The organism is Micromonospora polyrhachis, assembly GCF_014203835.1.
In the GTDB taxonomy this organism is placed as follows: Bacteria; Actinomycetota; Actinomycetes; order Mycobacteriales; family Micromonosporaceae; genus Micromonospora_H; species Micromonospora_H polyrhachis.
Genome location: NZ_JACHJW010000001.1, coordinates 3,857,274 through 3,873,845, shown reverse-complemented (window position 1 = coordinate 3,873,845; position 16,572 = coordinate 3,857,274). Strand labels below are relative to the sequence as shown.

The following is a 16,572-nucleotide window of genomic DNA, read 5'->3' as shown; positions in this document are numbered from 1 at the left end:
TAGGTACGCTTGGCGTATGTCCGACACGCCCCGCAAGCGTGGGCCCCAAGCCCGCGCCGCACGCAACGACCAGGCGCTGATCGAGGCGGCCCGCGAGGTCTTCATCGCCCAGGGATTCGACGCTCCGGTCTCGGCCGTCGCCGAGCGGGCCGGGGTGGGAATGGGCAGCCTGTACCGCCGGTACCGCACCAAGGAGGAACTGCTCCAACGACTGTGCGCCGACTCCCTGCAACACCTCGCCGAGACGGCTCGCGCCGCACTGGCGATCGATGATCCGTGGCAGGGCCTGATCCACCACATCGTCGAATGCGTGCGGTTCGGCTTCGGCGCCTTGGCCCCGCTGGCGGGAACCATCGACATCACACCGCAGATGCAGGAGGCCGCCGAACAAGCCCAGCGGTTCACCAACGCTCTGATCACCCGGGCCCACCGCGCGAAAGCCCTTCGCGCCGATGTGACCACCATGGACATCTCGCTGCTCATCGGACAGTTCAGCCGGCCGGGGCCAGCTCCCTCGAAACAAGCCGAGGAAGCAGCCCGGTTCCGCCTGCTGGCAATCGCTGTGGACGGCCTCAGGGCCCACAACGCCACGCCGCTACCAAGTCCTCCACCGGACCCTCGGCACTACGAGGCCATGTGGGCCACCCACTGACAGCGTCGACCGAGAAGCACCCCTGCGGAGATCTCAGCCAGGCTCGGTCAGCGGTTCGACCGTCGCCCAGCACGGCCACCCTCGCTGGCCGGTCTTCGCCACGCCGCTGTCAGTCGGTCACGAACGTGGCGGCGACTCTCTGTGCCGTGGCGAACGCGTCGGCTCCCAACAGCACCAGGCGCACCTCGGTCGACGCCGCTTCCCGCAGTACGGTCAGCGCCTGTCGTACGGCGTCGTCGACCGGCCAGCCGTAGACGCCGGCCGATATCAGTGGGAACGCGACGGTGGTGGCACCCAGTTCGTCGGCGACCCGCAGACTGTTGCGATAGCAGTCGCGTAGCAACTGCGACCGGTCCTCGGCAGCGGACCAGACCGGGCCGACGGTGTGGATCACCCAGCGGGCGGACAGGTTGCCGGCGGTGGTCGCCACCGCCTTCCCGGTCGGCAGACCCCGACCGTAGTGGGAGGCGCGCAGCGCCCGGCACTCGTCGAGGATCGCCGGCCCGCCGCGTCGGTGGATCGCCCCGTCCACTCCGCCACCGCCCAGCAGGGACGAGTTGGCGGCGTTGACGATCGCATCCACCTGTTCCCCGGTGATGTCCCCCTGGACCAGCGCGACACCCATCGACGCCTCCCCCAACCCGACGGCCGTTACGGCCGCTGTTACGGCCGCTGTTACGGCCGCGTAGGAGTTTGCCACCGGGGCGTATCGGGTGTGTCAAGATCCGTGACCGGACACCGTGCTCCGCGCTGGCATTGCCTCAGTCGGCCCAGACCGAAGAGGCCAGTGCTGGTGAAGGAAGTATCGACGTGTCCACCGGAACCGACGCCGCTCAGGAGACCAGTCGTACGCCGATCGGGATCGGCCTCGCCGGTGGCTGCATGATCGTCGTAGTCGCCGCAATCATCGCCGCCGCGGTCTTCCCGGGGGATGCCATACCGGGCCGACTGTTGATAGTCGCGGTGGTCGTCGGCGGGTACGCGGCAGTCGTACCGGATCTTCGCGCGACCATCGGCGTGGCCGGCGTCGCGGCCCTGGTCTTCACCGGTTTCCTCGCCAACCGGTACGGCGAGCTGACCACCCGCGACGGCGACGTCTGGTGGTACGCCGCATTGATCGGCTTCGCCGCCCTCCTCGGGCGGGCCCAACGCTGGATGACGTCCCGGTAAATCGGTTGCCGAGGCTCATATCGTCGCTTCGTGGACAGCCTTGTTCCCGCCGACCTGGTCGGTACGACCACCTTGCCCGACGACCGCCAGCTCGCCTGGTCCCAGTGGGGTCCGCTGGACGGCCAACCGGTGATCTTCTGTACCGGTGCGGGCATGAGCGGTTCCCTCGGCTTCGGTGCCGAGGCCCTGGCCGAGCTGGGGCTACGACTGATCGCCGTCGACCGGCCGGGGCTCAGCCGCTCCTCGCCGTGCCCTGGCAAAACCCTGGAGACCTGGGTCGCGGACGTTCGCCATCTCATCGAGCAGCACAAGCTGGACCGGGTAACGACGGTGGGCTTCTCCCAGGGGGCACCGTTCGCGCTCGCCCTCGGCGGGGCTGGGGTCGCTCGGGCGGTCGCGGTGGTCGCCGGCCAGGACGACCTGGCGACAGTGACCCATCTGCTTTCCGAAGATGTCGCCGGGATGGTCCGGGCGGCGCAGCAGGACCCGGCCAGATTCGAACGCCGCTTCACCGAGCTTGCCACGGCCGATGGCCTGTGGGAGATGGTGATCGGCATGTCCAGCGAGCGGGACCGCGCCTACTACACCGAGAGCGGCTTCGGGTCCGCCTACCGGCGCGCCCTGACGGAAGGGTTCAGCCAGGGCGCGGGCGGCTACGCCCGGGACCTCGCCATCGTCATCCGCCCGTGGCCGATCCCCGTGGAGCAGGTCACCGTGCCAGTCGACCTCTGGTACGGCGGACTCGACACCAGTCCTGTGCACTCACCAGACTTCGGCGAGACACTGGTGAACCGGCTGCCAAACGCCCGTCGCCATCTCCTCCCAGCCGAGGGTAGTTCCCTACTCTGGACACAGGCCCGACAGATCCTCGCCACGTTGCAGCAGCGGGCCGCCGAGCACGGATGAGTTCAGGCGCGAGAGACCGCCGACCCGTTTTCCTCAATGGATAGACCGAGGGAGCGGCGGGCGAGCAGCGCACCGCCGGCCACCGCCGCCGGCATGATCAACACCGCGCCGAGCGGAATCAGGAAACAGCAGAAGACCGCCACCCCGAAGCCCATCGCGATGGGCCGGTTGGCCCGTAGCGCCTCCCGCCGGCCGGGCAACCGCTGCCCGCGCCGCTGGAACGGGACCGCCACCAGTTCCAGGGCGAGGATCCAGCCGCCGAAGACAGCGGCGATGACCGGAATGACGATCTGCCCGACAACCGGGATGAACCCACCGAGGAAGAGCGGCAGTCCGATCAGAACCGACAGGCCCACCAGTCGCAACGAGTCGACGATGCTCCGCCCGAGCGAGCGCCAGAAGGGCTGCTCGACCTCGTTCGGCACGCCACCGTACCGGGCCTCCACCTGTTCCGAGATCTTCTCGTAGAACGGGTCGCCGATCAGCAGCGTCACCGCCGTGAAGGTGAGTACGGCGAGCAGCCCGCCGACCGCGAGGAAGGCGATCGCGACAATCAGGCGGGTAGCCTGGCGTACCCCGTCCGACCAGTCGTCGGCGAACGGGGTGACCCACTCGGCCAGGTCACCGGAGAAGTAGATCAGGGTCACGTACGCGCCGATGAACAGCGCGCCGGAGATCAGTGCCGGGATGATGCCGAGCAGCATCATCTTGGGGCTGCGGACGTACAGCTTGAGCCCGCGCAGGAGCAGCCCGACCCCGGAGAAGAACTGTCTGGTCGTACTCATCGCCGGTGCGGTGACCCTGGAAACGTCCACGGTCCGGAAGCCTACTGCCAGCTTGCCAACGAGCCTCGGGGCAGGATTGCCTGGTGCGCGCTGCCCGGCTGATCTCCCTGGTGCTCCTGTTGCAGTCCCGGGAGACGATGACCGCCACCGAACTGGCCGGCGAACTGGAAGTCTCCGAGCGGACCGTCTACCGGGACGTGCTGGCGCTCTCGGCCGCCGGGGTGCCGGTGTACGCCGACCGGGGCCGGGCCGGTGGCTACCGGCTGCTCGGCGGCTACCGGACCAGGTTGACCGGGTTGAGTCGAGCCGAGGCTGACGCATTGTTCCTGTCCGGGCTGCCCGGTCCGGCCGGGGAGATGGGACTGGCTGGGCCGGTGGCCGCCGCCCAACTGAAGGTGCTCGCGGCGCTGCCACCCGGGTTGCGGGATGCCTCGGCCCGCGCCGGCCAGCGATTCCATCTCGATGCCCCCGGCTGGTTCCGGGAAGCCGATCCGCCACCGTCGCTCGCCGACCTCGCCGAGGCGGTCTGGCAGGACCGCGTCGTACGCCTGGACTACCGCCGGGGTGAACGGACCGTGACCCGGACACTGGAGCCGTACGGCCTGGTGCTCAAGGGCGGTGTCTGGTATCTCGTGGGCCGGGTCGGCGACAGTCACCGTACCTATCGGGTCGACCGGGTGCAGGACGTCGAGGTCGAGGAGTCGACCTTCGTCCGCGACGAGACGTTCGACCTGGCGGGCTTCTGGGCGGATCGGGCGGCGGACTTCCTTCGGACGATGCTCGCCGATCAGGTCACCGTACGACTGAGCCCGGCCGGACTGCGGGCGCTGTGGGCGGTCACCGAACCGCCGGCCGTCGCCGAGGCGATCGCGGGGGCTGGCGAGCCCGACGGGCAGGGGTGGGTGACCACCCGGCTACCCGTCGAGTCCATCGAGGTCGCCTACCACCAACTGCTCCAGCTCGGCCCGGAGGCGGAGGCACTCGACCCGCCGGAGCTACGCGCCCGGATGGCCGCCGCCGCCCGCCGGCTGACCAGCCTGTACGCCGACTAACCAGCCTGTACGCCAATTGAGCGGGCCGGTCAGCGGTAGCCGGCAACCGGTAGCCCGGTCAGCGGTAGCCGGTCGCGTCGGCCGGCTTGCCGGGGTCCTGCACCTCCACGATGTAACGCCAGGCGTCGGGCTGGCTGCCGTCCAGGTCGGTGAAGCCGTACACCTTGGCGAGTTGTGCGCTGGAGAGCGACTGGCCGGACCAGCGTGCCTTGTCCGGATCGGCGGCCAACGCGGCGACCGCCCGCCCGACGAACGCCGGGGACTCCGAGATGACGAAGTGCGGCTCGTTCACCGTCGCGTCCCGCCAGTTTTCCTCGGTGACGCCGAACAGGTCGAGCATCAACTCCGAACGTATCCACCCCGGCGTGAGGGCCACCGCCGTGGCCCCGTGTTCGCGCAGTTCCTGGGCCTGGCTGTAGGCCAGCCGGTTGACCGACGTCTTCGCCAGGTCGTAGAAGACCGACAGCCGGTAGTTGGTGGCGTTGTATTCGGTGGTGCCGTCCCCCATCTCCACTACCAACCCACCCGGGTTGCGGATCAGCAGCGGCAGCGCATAGTGGCTGGTGATGATGTGTGTGTCGATGGCCAGTCGCAGGGTACGGAACCCGGCTTCCAACGGCTGCTCCCACACCGGTTTGTGCCAGGTGATGAGTGGATCGGCACCCCAGATGTCGTTGACCAGTACGTCCAGTCGCCCCTGTTCGGCGTCGATCCGCTCCACCAGGGCGCGTACCTGCTCGGGGACCAGGTGGTCGACGGGCACCGCGATGCCCACCCCGCCGGCTGCGGTGACCAGTTCGGCGGTCTCCTCGATCGTCTCCGGCCGGTCCATCTCGGAGCGCTGTTCCCGGGTGCTGCGTCCGGTGGCGTAGACGGTCGCACCCGCCGCCCCCAGTTGTACGGCGATCTGCCGGCCGGCCCCCCGGGTCGCCCCGGCCACCAGCGCCACCTTCCCGGCCAGCGCTCCGGTTATGTCTTTCGCCGAGTCAATCACCATGTCCTTCGCCATGTCTTTCGTCATGCGGCTGACCCTGCCAACAAAACCTGACAACCGGTGTCTGATTTTCTCAGCCACCTCGGCCAATTAGTTCCGTCTCATATTTCGAGACAATCTTCCCGCATTTCGAGACGCGGCGTTAGGGTCAGGGGATGACGGCGACCCCGAACGTCTACACCCACGGTCACCACGAGTCCGTACTCCGCTCACACCGGTGGCGTACGACGGAAAACTCCGCCGCCTACCTTCTGCCCCACCTCGCCCCCGGCATGTCCCTGCTCGATGTCGGTTGTGGCCCCGGCACCATCACCGCCGACCTCGCCACTCGCGTGGCCCCCGGCCGGGTCACCGCCGTCGAGCCCGTCGAGGCCGCACTCGGGCTCGCCCGCGCCGAGGCCGCCACCCGTGGCCTGGAGAGTATCGACTTCGCCCTCGCCGACGTACACGATCTGCACTTTCCCGACGACAGCTTCGACGTGGTCCACGCGCATCAGGTCCTGCAACACGTCGCCGACCCGGTCCAGGCCCTAGGCGAGATGCGCCGGGTCTGCCGCCCCGGTGGACTGGTCGCCGCCCGGGACAGCGACTACGCGGCGTTCACCTGGTTCCCGGCCGTACCCGCGCTCGACGAATGGCTCGACCTCTACCGGCAGGCCGCCCGCGCCAACCAGGGCGAGCCGGACGCCGGACGCCGGCTACTCTCCTGGGCCCGCACCGCCGGGTTCACCGACGTCACCGCCACCGCCAGCACCTGGTGCTTCGCCACGCCCGAGGACCGACATTGGTGGGGCGGCATGTGGGCCGACCGGATCCGCGAATCCGACCTGGCCCGTCAGTTGGTGACGACCGGCGCGGCCACCCCGGCCGACCTCGATCGCATCGCGGCCAGCTGGCAAGAATGGGCCGACGCGGAGGACGGCTGGTTCGTCATCCTGCACGGCGAAATCCTGTGTCGTACCTGACCACGGCTGCGGCATCCTGGCCGGGTGCATCTGCTGCTCGCCGGCATCGTCGGCTCCACCGCGTACGGCTTGGCCGGTCCCGACTCCGACGTCGACCGGATCGGCATCTTCGCCGCCCCGACCGTCGCCTTCCACGGGCTGCGCGGGCCGCAGGAGTCGATCGTCACCACCGATCCGGACGTGACCCATCACGAGGCCGGCAAGTGGTGCCGGCTGGCGCTGTCCGGTAACCCGACCGCGACCGAACTGGCCTGGCTACCGGACGAGCTGTACGAGACCCGGACCGAACTCGGTGACCAGCTGATCGCCATCCGCTCGGCATTCCTGTCCGCGCCCCGGGTACGGGCCGCCTACCTCGGCTATGCCGGCCAGCAGTTTCGGAAACTGGAGTCGCGCGGCGACGGCACATTCTCGGCCGACACCCGTCGCCGTACCGCCAAGCACGCCCGCCACCTGGCCCGACTGCTGCACCAGGGCCGCGAGCTGTACGCCACCGGCCACCTGCCGATCCGGCTCGACGATCCACGATCCTTCCTGGACTTCGGCGAACGGGTCGCCGCCGGTCAGCTCGCCGAGGCACGCGACTTGCTCGCCCAGACAGAACGGGACTTCGACACGATCCGTACGCCCCTGCCGGAGCACCCCGACGAGTCGACGGTGGAACGCTGGCTGCTGGCCGTACGCGCCGCTCACCTGCCGAGGAGTTAGGAAGCAGTGGGCTCAGCCGTTCAGGAAGTCGGAGATCCGGGTACGCAGGTCGGCGCGCTCGGTCCAGAGGACCCCGGGCTTGTCGTAGACGTGCAGCGTGGCGTTCGGCAAAGCGGCGGCGAGCTGTTCCGCGACCGGGACCGGGTGCAGGTCGTCCGCGACACAGCCGATCACCAGCGCCGGAACGGTGACCCGGGCCAGCGCCGCCCGGTCCCGGACCGGCACCTGCTCGGGCAGGGTGGCCAGCGCCGGGGCGAGCCCGTCGCGCAGCAACTGGTCCAACCGCTGACGCAGGTACGCCCATCCAGGCGGGGTGTTACGCACCGCTGGCGGCAGTTCGTAGGAGACCTCTTCGGCCAGCGCGGAGGCGTCCCCGGCCTCGATCGCGTCGAGCAGATTGGACAGCCGCTCCCGTACGGCCGGCGGCCGGGGCTGGTCGAGCACGGCTGGCAGGAAAAACACCAGACGGTCGAAGCGCTCCGGGCTCTCCACCAGCAGCCGGCACAGGGCGCCGGCACCGAGGCTGACCCCCACGGCCCGGGTGGCACTGCCGAGGTCGGCGATGGCCCGCAGGTCCCGGGCCAGATCCAGGTAGCTCCACGGTCCGGTCGGGGCGTCGGACCGCCCGTGCCCTCGGAACTGGAAGAAGACCTTGCGCCCGTGCACCGCACTGCCCAGCGGTCGGGTGGTCGCGATGCCACTGCCCAGGCCGTGGGCGAACACCGTCACCGGGTCGCCGCTGCCGGTGACGAGCCGCTCAAGGCGTACGCCGTGTGGGGTGGCGACCAGTTCGGTCTCCGGCTCCGGCAGGGCTGGCCGACCGCTGCGCGGCGCACTCGGGCCGGGGCCGTACGTCCGAGGGCCGGCATCGGGCGGCGGCGGCCAGCGAAAGTCTCTCACCAGTAGCCCTTGCCGTCACTCAGGTCCCGCAGTCCGGGTCGGACGTCGAGCATGTAGATCATGCCGGCGGCGATGCCGATCAGACCGAAGATGCTGATCACGCCGAAGCCGAGCAGGGTCAGGAGAAGGCAGATGCCCAGAATGGCCAGCCACCCCGCCTTGGGCAGTGTGCCGATTGCCGGGAACGCGTCGGACCGCTGGGTGAGGCAGTGCACGAACGCGACGCTCTCGATGACGAGGGCGAAGACGAGCAGCACCAGATCGATGATGCCCCGGACATCGGCGTAGAACAGCGGCGCGGCAGAGACCATGCCCTGAAGCTTATGTCGGTCGTCCCGGGTACGGCTGGCATGCCGCTCCCGGGACGACCGACTGGCGCTACTTCGTGGGCTACGTTGCTGGTTACTCGGCAGCCGGTGGGGTGTCCTTCGCCGCCGGCTTGGTCGCCTTCACCACGGTCGGCTTGGGGGTCTTGGAAACGGTCGGCTTGGCCACCTTCACCGCTGGCTTCACCGCTGGCTTCACCGTCTTCGCGGCGACCCGCTTGGTGGCCTTCACCGCCGGCTTCCGGGCCGACTTCGGCTCGGCCGTCGGTACGTCCGCCGACTCGGACACGTCCGCTGGCTCGGCAGCCGAAACCGGCTCCACCTCGGCCACTTCGGCCGGGGTCGCCGTCACCGCAGTGGGCTCGGCTGAGTTCGCCGTAACCGCAGCCGGCTCAGTGACCTCCATGTCGGCGTTGACTGTGTCGGCGGCCCGCACGACGCCGGATCCGATGACCCTCTCGCCACGGGTCACCATCGCGTCGTACGCGGCACGAGCCCGCTCCTGGGCGGTCTGCGCGCCAGCGACCAGTACGGCGGCGTTGCGGATCGCGGTCGTACGCAGCCACTTGCGGTCGATCTCGCCGGCAGCGGCCCGGGTACGCAGGCCCTCTGCGGCGGTGTTGGCCGAGCGCAGCGTCGCTGCCGCCTTCTCGCGCAGCTCGACGGTGGTGGCAGCGGCCTTCTCTCGCAGCTCGGCACTGGTGACGTTGGTCTTCGCGGTCAGTTCGGTGACCAGCTCGGGCAGTTGGCGTACCCGCTCGTAGGCCAGGTCGCCGACACCGGCGGCGGCATAGAGCGGGGTGGGGATTCGGGTCTGGCTCATCGCTTTTCCTCCTCGGGTGCCGGCGTGGTCTCACCAACCGTGCGCACCGGCTCGGATTCGGTTTGGGGGGTCGGGGTTGCACTGGTCTCGGTGACCGTCACGGATTCGAGTACGCCGTCCACCGGCATCCCGGCCGTGGTCCTGGCGGCGCCACCAGCCGCTGCGGTGGGCTCGGCAGGCCCCGTCGAGCCGGTCGTAACCTCGGGACTGACGGCCTCGGCGCTGGGCTCGGCAGCCTCGGCCCGGTGCCGAATGTTCTCTCGGCGGAACGTCTCGTAGATCTGGCTCAGCGACTGTTTCTGCGCCAGGGTCAGGTCGGGATCGGTCGCGATGGCGGCGAGAACCCCCTGCCCGTCCTTGTCGTCAAGCAGGCCGGCCCGCAGGTACATCACCGGCGTCGAAACCCGCAGCGCGTTGGCGAGCTGCTGCAACACCTCAGCGCTTGGCTTTCGCAGCCCCCGCTCGACCTGACTCAGGTACGGGTTACTGACGCCGGCCTGCTCCGCGAGCTGCCGCAACGAGATCTTGGCGTTCCGGCGCAAATCACGGATGAATCCCCCGATGTCGCGAGGGAGATCCTTGGGGTTGGCCATGTGCCAACCGTACGTCGCACTGCTAGCTTCTGCAAGCAAAATGCTTGCGAGAGCTAGCACACAGATCATTCCAAGGCGCTTACCGGACGATCAGGTAAAACTGTTGCAATATGTCGCCACGACTACCTACGGTCGACCTGTGCCGAAGATCAAAGTAAACGGAACCGCACTCTCGTACGACGACACCGGCGGCGACGGACCTGTCGTCGTACTCCTGCATGCCGGCATCGCCGACCGGCGGATGTGGCGCGGGCAGATCGAGGCGCTCGCTGCTCGCCACCGGGTCATCAACCTGGACCTTCCCGGATACGGCGAGTCCGACGCGCCCGGCACCGCCTTCGCCAACCACGACGACGTGGCCGGGCTGCTCGACGCGCTGGAAGTGCCCAGGGCCGCGCTGGTTGGCTGTTCCTTCGGCGGGGCGGTGGCGATCGACACCACCCTCGCCCACCCTGACCGGGTCTGGGCCCTCGCCCTCTTCGGCACCGCCGTCTCCGGTCACCAGTGGTCCGCCGAGGCGGACGACCTGTGGGACGCACTGAACGGGGACATCGCCGACGACGACATCGAGGCCAACGCCGACGCCGAGGTGCGGTTCTGGGTGGTCGGTCCGGGCCGCCGGCCGGAGGACATCGACGCCGACCTGCTCGACTTCGCCCGGGAGCTGAACCGCCGGGCACTGGCCGCCGAGCATGCGCTGGCCGAGGTGCCGGTACGCCAGCTCGACCCGCCGGCCATCGGACGGCTCGGCGAGATCCGTGTACCGGTGCTGGTCGGTGCCGGCGCGGCCGACATCCCGGACATCTCCCGGCTGGCCGATCAGATCGTGACCGAGGTGCCGGGTGCGGTACGGCTGCCCGACGTTCCGGATGCGGGGCATCTACTGCCGCTGGAACGCCCCGGCCCGGTCAACGAGGCGCTGCTGGCGTTCCTGCCGCCGGCGTGACACGCACGGGTCAGCGCACCCGTGCCTGCCACACGATCAGCACACCCCGTGCCTGCCACACGATCCAGCGCACCCCACCTGCGCTACGTGGTTAGAAAGAGGCCCTTCCTATACGGAAAGCGATAAGAAGGGGCCCTTCCGTGCACCAAGGATGTGGGTGCCGTCGGGCTGGACCACGTCGGCCAGTTCGTCCAGGACCGGGGCCCGTACGCCCAGCCGGCGCAGGCCGGCGACCAGTGCTGGCAACCGGCCCCGCATGGCCCCATCATCGACCTTGACGGCGACCGCACCGACGCCCGGCAGGGCAGCCGCGATCACGCTCTCCGCCCCGCTCTTGGCCAGCAACCCGGGTATCCCGGTCATCAGGCGGGCGTCCTCCGCGCCGGTGCCGGCCACGAGCAGGGGGTGGGTACGCATCGCGTCCGCCACGGTCCGCTCCGCAGACCCCGGGGCGGCCGAGACCAACCGCAGGTACGCCCCGGCCAGCCCGGTCAGCGAGACCGCCAGCACCGGAGCACCGCAGCCGTCCACGCCGACCGCTGAGGTCTCCTCCCCGGCCAACTGCTCGACGGCGGCTTGTACCCGTTGTTGCAACGGGTGCTCCGGACGCCAGTAACCCTCCGTCGGCCAGCCCGCCGCCAGGCAGGTCAGGAGCATTCCGGCGTGCTTACCGGAGCAGTTCATGTGTAACCGGCTCGGCTGGCCGCCAGCCTGGTACAGAGCCAACTTGGCCGCTTCCCCGAGGGGCAGGGCCGGCGGGCAGTGCAGCGCTGCCTCGGTCAGGCCGGCGCTGCGCAGCAGCGTCTCCACCCGGGTCAGGTGGAAGTCCTCACCGTGGTGGCTGGCGCAGACCAGAGCGAGGTCGGCGGCGTCAGCCAGACGCAGACCGGACCGCAGCATGCCGATCGCCTGCATCGGCTTGTTGACCGAACGCGGGAAGATCGGCGACTCGATGTCGCCGGCCGCAGCCAGCACCGCTCCGGTCGAGTCCAGCACCACGACCGAGCCATGGTGTGTGCCCTCCACGAAACCGGAGCGCAGCACCTCGGCGAGTGGCACCCCACCCCTGTAGATCTTTCCCATGACGTGGACGGTACCGAGCCGAGCCGGACCGACCTTAGGGAACCCTCAGGAGTGAGATCTACCCCCACGAACGAGCCGCCGACATTCATTCGGACCGGCCGATGGTCACCTCGATCCCATCCAGCAGGACGGCCAGCCCGGTCGCGAACATCTCCGCCGTCTCATGCTCCAGATACGGCCGCGCATCGATCGCCGAATCGTCAGCAGCACCGACTTGCGGATCCACACCGTCGACCACCGGCGCACCAGCGCCAACTTGCGGATCCACACCGTCGACCACCGGCGCACCAGCGCCAACTTGCGGATCCACACCGTCGACCACCGGCGCACCGGCACCGTCGACCGCCGACCCGCCTGCGGCATCGGCGGGGCGCGTCGCCCCCTCGGCCTGTTCCTGGCTCGCCAGCCAGGTCAGGGCCGGAAAACGAGTGGCGAAGTCCGGGGCGACCGCCGCCAACTGGGCGGACCGGGCGGACCACCATTCCTGATCCGAGGTACCGGTCTCCGCAGCAGCGAGCCGCGCCTCGGCGATGGTCTGCGCCGTGCCGCGTACGAAGTGCAGGAGGACACCGCTGACGCGTCGGATCGTCCGGGCCGGCAGTCCGCTCTCGCGAAGTATGCGGGTCAGGGTCTCGACGACGTTCTGCTCGTACGGGCCGAGCACCGGCCGGGCATACGACACCTGCAATGTCCACGGATGCCGCAGGTGGAATGCCAGTAGCTGACGCGCCCAGGTCGTGGTCGCCGCCCGCCAGCCCGCGCCGAGGTCGTAGTCGTCGGGCAGTTCGGCGTGCACCGCGTCGTGCATCAGGTCGATCAGTTCGTTCTTTCCGGGCACGTAGGTGTACAGCGCCATCGCGGTCCGGCCGAGCCGCTGCCCCACCGCCTTCATGGAGAGTCCGACCAGGCCGTCCCGGTCGGCGACGTCGATGGCGGCGGCCACGATCACCTCCAGGCTCAGCCCGGGTTTGGGCCCAGGCGCGGGTCGGGAGCGCTCCGCAGGAGCCGAACGCCACAGTCGGGACATCGACCAGGCGGGATCGTTCTGCCCGGCGTAGACGACCATTCCTGGCAACTCCTTACGATATAAGCTATCTTGCCTTACGCATTACTTTATCCGATACGGAGATGGCGTGCCGGTGCCGTGCCGGTACCGACACAAACACCGACACCGACACCGACACAAACGTCGAGGTTGACGTCGACAGAGAAGAGAGAAGACAAGATGGCCGAAGCGGAACTGCACGACGGGGCGGTCATCGACCTGACGGTCGACGGCACCGGCCCCACCCTGCTCCTACCGGTGAACCCGCATCCCGCCGAGGGTTCCCGGGCCGACGAACTACGCAGGTGGGGCATGGATCCCGCCCTCGGGCGGACACTCATCGACGGCCTGCGGAACGACTTCCGGGTGGTGGCGTTCGACTACGAGGGACACGTCCTGGCCAACCCGAAACCAGACACCCTGACCCCCGACAACCTCGCGAGCGACCTCCTCGCCGTCGCCGACGCGGTCGACGCCCAGCAGTTCGCCTACTACGGCTACTCCTGGCTGGCGTTGAGCGGGCTGCAACTGGCGCTGCGCACCGACCGGCTCTCCGCGCTGGTGATGGGCGGCTTTCCACCACTACACGGGCCGTATGCCGAAATGCTGCGGGTCACCATGACCACCTACGAAATGTCGATCGCAGCCCGGCACAAGCCAGCATCGGCCGAGCCGACGCCCACCCCGGCAACGGCACCGGCAGGAACAGCCGACCCGACCACCGACACCTCGACCGACCAACCGGACTGGTCCACCGTCGAGATGACGTTGAACGAGGCGCAGACCAGGCAGTTCGTCACGCTCTACCAGGCACTACAGGGCTTCGACGACCGCACCGCCCAGGCTCGGCTCACCTGCCCACGGCTGTGCTTCGCGGGTTCCGCCGACATCATCCAGTACGACGAGAACTGGGGAGACGTCCGCGTCGACCTGGCTGGCCCGCTCGTCCGACACCGGGCGGAGATCGAAGCGTACGGCTGGACGGTCCAGGTGTTGGACGGGCTCGACCACACCCAGGCCATGCAGCCCGCCAGTGTCCTACCGGTGCTGCGCCCCTGGCTGACCGAGGCGCTGGCCGCGTGCCGCGAAGGTGCGCCAAGGCGAACGGCGTGACGGCGTAGGCAGGTGGTGCCGCGCCTACCCGGCGGTCGGGATGCCCAGCAGCTCGCGGGCCTCCGCTGGCGTCAGCGGGGTGCGCTGGGCCAGCTGGGCGAACCCGACCGCCCGGGCGACCAACTGCATGTTCGACTCGACCGGCCGACCCTTGGCGTAGGTGATCGTGTCCTCCATACCGACCCGCAGGTGACCACCGGCGGAGAGGGAGGCCAGCAGCACCGGGATGGTGCTCCGGCCGATGCCGGTGGCCGAGAACGTCGTACCGTCCGGCAGGTCACGCAGGGCCTGCCGGCAGGCGACCAGGGCCTCCGTCGTACCGGGCAGGCCGCCGGGGACATTCATCACGAAATCCACGTGTACGTGCCCACCGGCTGGCAACCCGTGTTTGCTGAGCAGCCGCTGCAACGAGGTGAGCTGCCCCAGGTCGAAGATCTCGTACTCGGGGACGACACCCCGCTCCTGCATCCGGGTGTGCAGGTCGACGATGAACTCCCACCGGTTCATGAAGACGTCGTCACCGAAGTTGACCGTGCCCATGGTGCAGGAAGCCATGTCCGGCGCGGCGTCGAGCACGGCCAGCCGGTCGGACTCCGGGTCGGTCACCGCACCACCGCTGGAGAGCTGCACGATCAGGTCGGTGCTGTCCCGCAGTGCCGCCACGGTCTCCCGCAGCCGACCCAGGTCCAGGGTCGGCCGCGCCTCGTCGTCCCGGATGTGGACGTGGATCACGGCGGCACCGAGCGCCTCGCACTCCTTGGCGGTCACCACCAGCTCGTCGAGGGTCACCGGCAACGCTGGTACGTCCGCCTTCGTGGACTCCGCGCCGGTCGGAGCAACCGTGATCAACGTCCCTGTCGTCATGTCGGCGATCCTAGACGCTGCCCGGCCGGTCCGGTCAGCCCCACTGAACGCCAGTTCAGGCTGGATCGATAGCCGGATCGATGGCTGCCGCGCTCTCCCCGACCAGCAACCGGGCGTCGTCGGCCACGTTGCGCTTGACCACTGCCAACGCGATCGGCCCCCACTCGAAGTGGCGCACCGCCGTACCGACAAAGCCCACCGTACGGCCGTCGTCGGTGGTGACCGGCACGCCGACCGCCGGCAGCTCGTCGGTGGTCACCCCGTCCAGGTGCAGCAGTACGAGTCGTCGGGGCGGACGGCCGAGGTTGTGTACCCGGGCCACCGTCTCCTGGCCGCGATAGCAGCCCTTGTCCAGGTGCACTGCCGGCCCGATCAGGTCCACCTCGGCCGGAATGGTGCGATGGTCGGTCTCGAAGCCGGCCCGGGGCAGCCGGGCGGCCACCCGCATCGCCTCGTACGCCCAGAGTCCGGCCAGCGGAACCCCGGCGTCGGTCAACTCGCCCACCACCTTGGCCAGGTCGGCCCGGGGCACCAGCAGGTCGACCCCGAGCCGGACCCGACGGGCCCAACCGCCACCGGGCAGCGGTCGTACGTCGTACCGGATGGTGGGGCGGCGGGGCACCGACCCGGCGGCGAACTTCGGACCCGGCACCTCGACGACGTCCGGCTCGGCCAGATCGACCACGCCGAGCGTGCCCGCCGCCCGGACGGCACCCGGCCCGACCAGGGAGAGCACCGCCCAGTCGGCAGTCACGTCACGCGGATCGACCTGGCTGAAGAACCGCATCTTCTCCAGGTAGGCCAGCAGGTCGGTGGTGCCGCCCGGCTCGGTGTCCAGCCAGACGGCGTCGTCGACCTCGGCGACCATGGCGTGCTGCTCGACGTGCCCGTGCGGGGAGAGCACCAGCAGTTCGGTGCCCTGCCCGTCGGCCAGCTCGGCAAGGTGCTGGGTGGTCACCGTGTGCAGCCAGCTCGCCCGCTCCACGCCCGGCACTGCCAGTACGCCCCGGTGCGACCGGTCGACCAGGCCCACATCGGTGGCGAGGATCCGCTGTTCCCGCATCGGGTCGCCGTAGTGGGCTGCCACCCCGGCCACGCCGGCAGCGGCGTGCGCCGGTTCGGGCTGGTCCCGGGATTCCTCGTCGATCGCCTCGACTGCTACCGCACCCGCGATTTCGATCATTTCTGCTCCCCGCACTTGCCGCACACACCGAACAACGAGACGTGCCCGATGTCGACCAGGAACCCACGCTGGTCGACCAACTGGTCGGCGAGCGGGCCTAGCAGCTCCGGCTCTATCTCCTCCACCGCCCCACAGTTGCGGCAGACGAGATGGACGTGCTGGTCCGGCCCGGCCGCGTGATAGGTCGGCGACCCATGCGACAGGTGTGTATGGGTAACCAGACCGAGCCGCTCCAGCAATTCCAGGGTGCGGTAGATCGTGGTGATGTTCACACCGGCGGCGACCTCGCGGACCGCGTTGTGCACCTGCTCCGGGGTGGCGTGCTTCAGGTCGAGAACGGCTTCGAGGATCAGTTGCCGCTGAGCCGTCAGCCGCAGCCCGCGGGAGCGCAGCATCTCAGCCAGGGATGAGTCCGACACCGAACCAATACTAGGCCGTGGTAGCCGAGTCGCGACGTGCCCTGG

The 16,572-nt window shown here is 69.5% G+C and carries 20 protein-coding genes; 8 read left to right on the top strand and 12 right to left on the bottom strand.

What is annotated here, in order from left to right; translation table 11 throughout:
• The first annotated feature begins 16 nt into the window (after positions 1-16).
• On the top strand, positions 17-652 hold the full coding sequence (locus FHR38_RS16920) for a TetR/AcrR family transcriptional regulator (protein ID WP_184535583.1): 636 nt from the start codon (positions 17-19) through the stop codon (positions 650-652).
• A 109-nt stretch (positions 653-761) separates the two neighbouring features.
• Here the strand turns inward: FHR38_RS16920 and FHR38_RS16915 are convergent, their stop codons facing one another.
• Complete coding sequence (locus FHR38_RS16915; RefSeq protein ID WP_184535582.1) at positions 762-1,277, bottom strand: O-acetyl-ADP-ribose deacetylase; 516 nt, start codon at positions 1,275-1,277, stop codon at positions 762-764.
• Positions 1,278-1,462: 185 nt separating this feature from the next.
• Here FHR38_RS16915 and FHR38_RS16910 point away from each other — a divergent pair, with 185 nt between their 5' ends.
• Complete coding sequence (locus FHR38_RS16910) at positions 1,463-1,822, top strand: hypothetical protein (protein ID WP_184535581.1); 360 nt, start codon at positions 1,463-1,465, stop codon at positions 1,820-1,822.
• 30 nt (positions 1,823-1,852) lie between these two features.
• Complete coding sequence (locus FHR38_RS16905; RefSeq protein WP_312882214.1) at positions 1,853-2,728, top strand: alpha/beta fold hydrolase; 876 nt, start codon at positions 1,853-1,855, stop codon at positions 2,726-2,728.
• Positions 2,729-2,730: 2 nt separating this feature from the next.
• Here the strand turns inward: FHR38_RS16905 and FHR38_RS16900 are convergent, their stop codons facing one another.
• A complete protein-coding gene (locus FHR38_RS16900; RefSeq protein ID WP_376771414.1) occupies positions 2,731-3,543 on the bottom strand; it encodes an EI24 domain-containing protein in 813 nt (270 codons plus the stop codon).
• A 53-nt stretch (positions 3,544-3,596) separates the two neighbouring features.
• On the opposite strand from FHR38_RS16900, the gene FHR38_RS16895 reads away from it, so the two are divergent.
• Positions 3,597-4,565 (top strand): helix-turn-helix transcriptional regulator, encoded by a 969-nt coding sequence (locus tag FHR38_RS16895; RefSeq protein WP_184535580.1) that lies wholly within the window; start codon positions 3,597-3,599, stop codon positions 4,563-4,565.
• A gap of 58 nt (positions 4,566-4,623) precedes the next feature.
• On the opposite strand, the gene FHR38_RS16890 is transcribed toward FHR38_RS16895, so the two are convergent.
• Entirely contained in the window at positions 4,624-5,562 is a 939-nt protein-coding gene (locus FHR38_RS16890; protein WP_184539776.1) for an SDR family oxidoreductase, read from the bottom strand.
• Between the two features lie 152 nt (positions 5,563-5,714).
• On the opposite strand from FHR38_RS16890, the gene FHR38_RS16885 reads away from it, so the two are divergent.
• Positions 5,715-6,524 carry a methyltransferase domain-containing protein gene (locus FHR38_RS16885; protein ID WP_184535579.1) on the top strand — a complete coding sequence of 270 codons (810 nt, stop codon included), beginning with the start codon at positions 5,715-5,717 and terminating at the stop codon, positions 6,522-6,524.
• A 24-nt stretch (positions 6,525-6,548) separates the two neighbouring features.
• Positions 6,549-7,232, top strand: coding sequence for a nucleotidyltransferase domain-containing protein (locus FHR38_RS16880; RefSeq protein ID WP_184535578.1), 684 nt, complete (start codon positions 6,549-6,551; stop codon positions 7,230-7,232).
• Positions 7,233-7,244: 12 nt separating this feature from the next.
• On the opposite strand, the gene FHR38_RS16875 is transcribed toward FHR38_RS16880, so the two are convergent.
• From FHR38_RS16875 to FHR38_RS16860, 4 genes are all read right to left on the bottom strand, one after another.
• On the bottom strand, positions 7,245-8,132 hold the full coding sequence (locus tag FHR38_RS16875) for an alpha/beta fold hydrolase (protein WP_184535577.1): 888 nt from the start codon (positions 8,130-8,132) through the stop codon (positions 7,245-7,247).
• Positions 8,129-8,443, bottom strand: coding sequence for a DUF2516 family protein (locus tag FHR38_RS16870; protein WP_184535576.1), 315 nt, complete (start codon positions 8,441-8,443; stop codon positions 8,129-8,131). The genes FHR38_RS16875 and FHR38_RS16870 overlap by 4 nt, the downstream gene beginning before the upstream one ends.
• 91 nt (positions 8,444-8,534) lie before the next feature.
• The gene (locus FHR38_RS16865) at positions 8,535-9,281 is read right to left on the bottom strand and encodes a hypothetical protein (RefSeq protein ID WP_184535575.1); all 747 of its coding nucleotides are present in this window, start codon (positions 9,279-9,281) and stop codon (positions 8,535-8,537) included.
• Entirely contained in the window at positions 9,278-9,874 is a 597-nt protein-coding gene (locus tag FHR38_RS16860; protein WP_184535574.1) for a helix-turn-helix domain-containing protein, read from the bottom strand. The genes FHR38_RS16865 and FHR38_RS16860 overlap by 4 nt, the downstream gene beginning before the upstream one ends.
• 139 nt (positions 9,875-10,013) lie before the next feature.
• On the opposite strand from FHR38_RS16860, the gene FHR38_RS16855 reads away from it, so the two are divergent.
• Positions 10,014-10,820 (top strand): alpha/beta fold hydrolase, encoded by an 807-nt coding sequence (locus FHR38_RS16855; protein ID WP_312882211.1) that lies wholly within the window; start codon positions 10,014-10,016, stop codon positions 10,818-10,820.
• Positions 10,821-10,928: 108 nt separating this feature from the next.
• Here FHR38_RS16855 and FHR38_RS16850 read toward each other — a convergent pair whose 3' ends face one another.
• Both FHR38_RS16850 and FHR38_RS16845 read right to left on the bottom strand, forming a co-directional pair.
• Complete coding sequence (locus FHR38_RS16850) at positions 10,929-11,903, bottom strand: asparaginase (protein ID WP_184535572.1); 975 nt, start codon at positions 11,901-11,903, stop codon at positions 10,929-10,931.
• Positions 11,904-11,988: 85 nt separating this feature from the next.
• Positions 11,989-12,969, bottom strand: coding sequence for a TetR/AcrR family transcriptional regulator C-terminal domain-containing protein (locus FHR38_RS16845; RefSeq protein WP_184539774.1), 981 nt, complete (start codon positions 12,967-12,969; stop codon positions 11,989-11,991).
• A gap of 159 nt (positions 12,970-13,128) precedes the next feature.
• On the opposite strand from FHR38_RS16845, the gene FHR38_RS16840 reads away from it, so the two are divergent.
• Positions 13,129-14,061 carry an alpha/beta fold hydrolase gene (locus tag FHR38_RS16840; protein WP_184535571.1) on the top strand — a complete coding sequence of 311 codons (933 nt, stop codon included), beginning with the start codon at positions 13,129-13,131 and terminating at the stop codon, positions 14,059-14,061.
• A 24-nt stretch (positions 14,062-14,085) separates the two neighbouring features.
• Here the strand turns inward: FHR38_RS16840 and FHR38_RS16835 are convergent, their stop codons facing one another.
• Genes FHR38_RS16835 through FHR38_RS16825 form a run of 3 tightly spaced genes read right to left on the bottom strand, consistent with a single transcriptional unit; the run spans position 14,086 to position 16,527 of the window.
• Positions 14,086-14,925 (bottom strand): beta-keto acid cleavage family enzyme, encoded by an 840-nt coding sequence (locus tag FHR38_RS16835; RefSeq protein ID WP_184535570.1) that lies wholly within the window; start codon positions 14,923-14,925, stop codon positions 14,086-14,088.
• A 55-nt stretch (positions 14,926-14,980) separates the two neighbouring features.
• A complete protein-coding gene (gene ygfZ / locus FHR38_RS16830; RefSeq protein WP_184535569.1) occupies positions 14,981-16,108 on the bottom strand; it encodes a CAF17-like 4Fe-4S cluster assembly/insertion protein YgfZ in 1,128 nt (375 codons plus the stop codon).
• Complete coding sequence (locus FHR38_RS16825; RefSeq protein ID WP_184535568.1) at positions 16,105-16,527, bottom strand: Fur family transcriptional regulator; 423 nt, start codon at positions 16,525-16,527, stop codon at positions 16,105-16,107. The genes ygfZ and FHR38_RS16825 overlap by 4 nt, the downstream gene beginning before the upstream one ends.
• Positions 16,528-16,572: the final 45 nt, after the last annotated feature.

Excerpts from the sequence above, each read along its gene's own strand:
- FHR38_RS16860 (WP_184535574.1), bottom strand. The coding sequence starts at position 9,874 with ATGGCCAACCCCAAGGATCTCCCTCGCGACATCGGGGGATTCATCCGT.
- FHR38_RS16920 (WP_184535583.1), top strand. The coding sequence starts at position 17 with ATGTCCGACACGCCCCGCAAGCGTGGGCCCCAAGCCCGCGCCGCACGC.
- FHR38_RS16890 (WP_184539776.1), bottom strand. The coding sequence starts at position 5,562 with ATGGTGATTGACTCGGCGAAAGACATAACCGGAGCGCTGGCCGGGAAG.
- FHR38_RS16835 (WP_184535570.1), bottom strand. The coding sequence starts at position 14,925 with ATGACGACAGGGACGTTGATCACGGTTGCTCCGACCGGCGCGGAGTCC.
- FHR38_RS16915 (WP_184535582.1), bottom strand. The coding sequence starts at position 1,277 with ATGGGTGTCGCGCTGGTCCAGGGGGACATCACCGGGGAACAGGTGGAT.
- ygfZ (WP_184535569.1), bottom strand. The coding sequence starts at position 16,108 with ATGATCGAAATCGCGGGTGCGGTAGCAGTCGAGGCGATCGACGAGGAA.
- FHR38_RS16870 (WP_184535576.1), bottom strand. The coding sequence starts at position 8,443 with ATGGTCTCTGCCGCGCCGCTGTTCTACGCCGATGTCCGGGGCATCATC.
- FHR38_RS16845 (WP_184539774.1), bottom strand. The coding sequence starts at position 12,969 with ATGGTCGTCTACGCCGGGCAGAACGATCCCGCCTGGTCGATGTCCCGA.
- FHR38_RS16885 (WP_184535579.1), top strand. The coding sequence starts at position 5,715 with ATGACGGCGACCCCGAACGTCTACACCCACGGTCACCACGAGTCCGTA.
- FHR38_RS16840 (WP_184535571.1), top strand. The coding sequence starts at position 13,129 with ATGGCCGAAGCGGAACTGCACGACGGGGCGGTCATCGACCTGACGGTC.
- FHR38_RS16865 (WP_184535575.1), bottom strand. The coding sequence starts at position 9,281 with ATGAGCCAGACCCGAATCCCCACCCCGCTCTATGCCGCCGCCGGTGTC.
- FHR38_RS16850 (WP_184535572.1), bottom strand. The coding sequence starts at position 11,903 with ATGGGAAAGATCTACAGGGGTGGGGTGCCACTCGCCGAGGTGCTGCGC.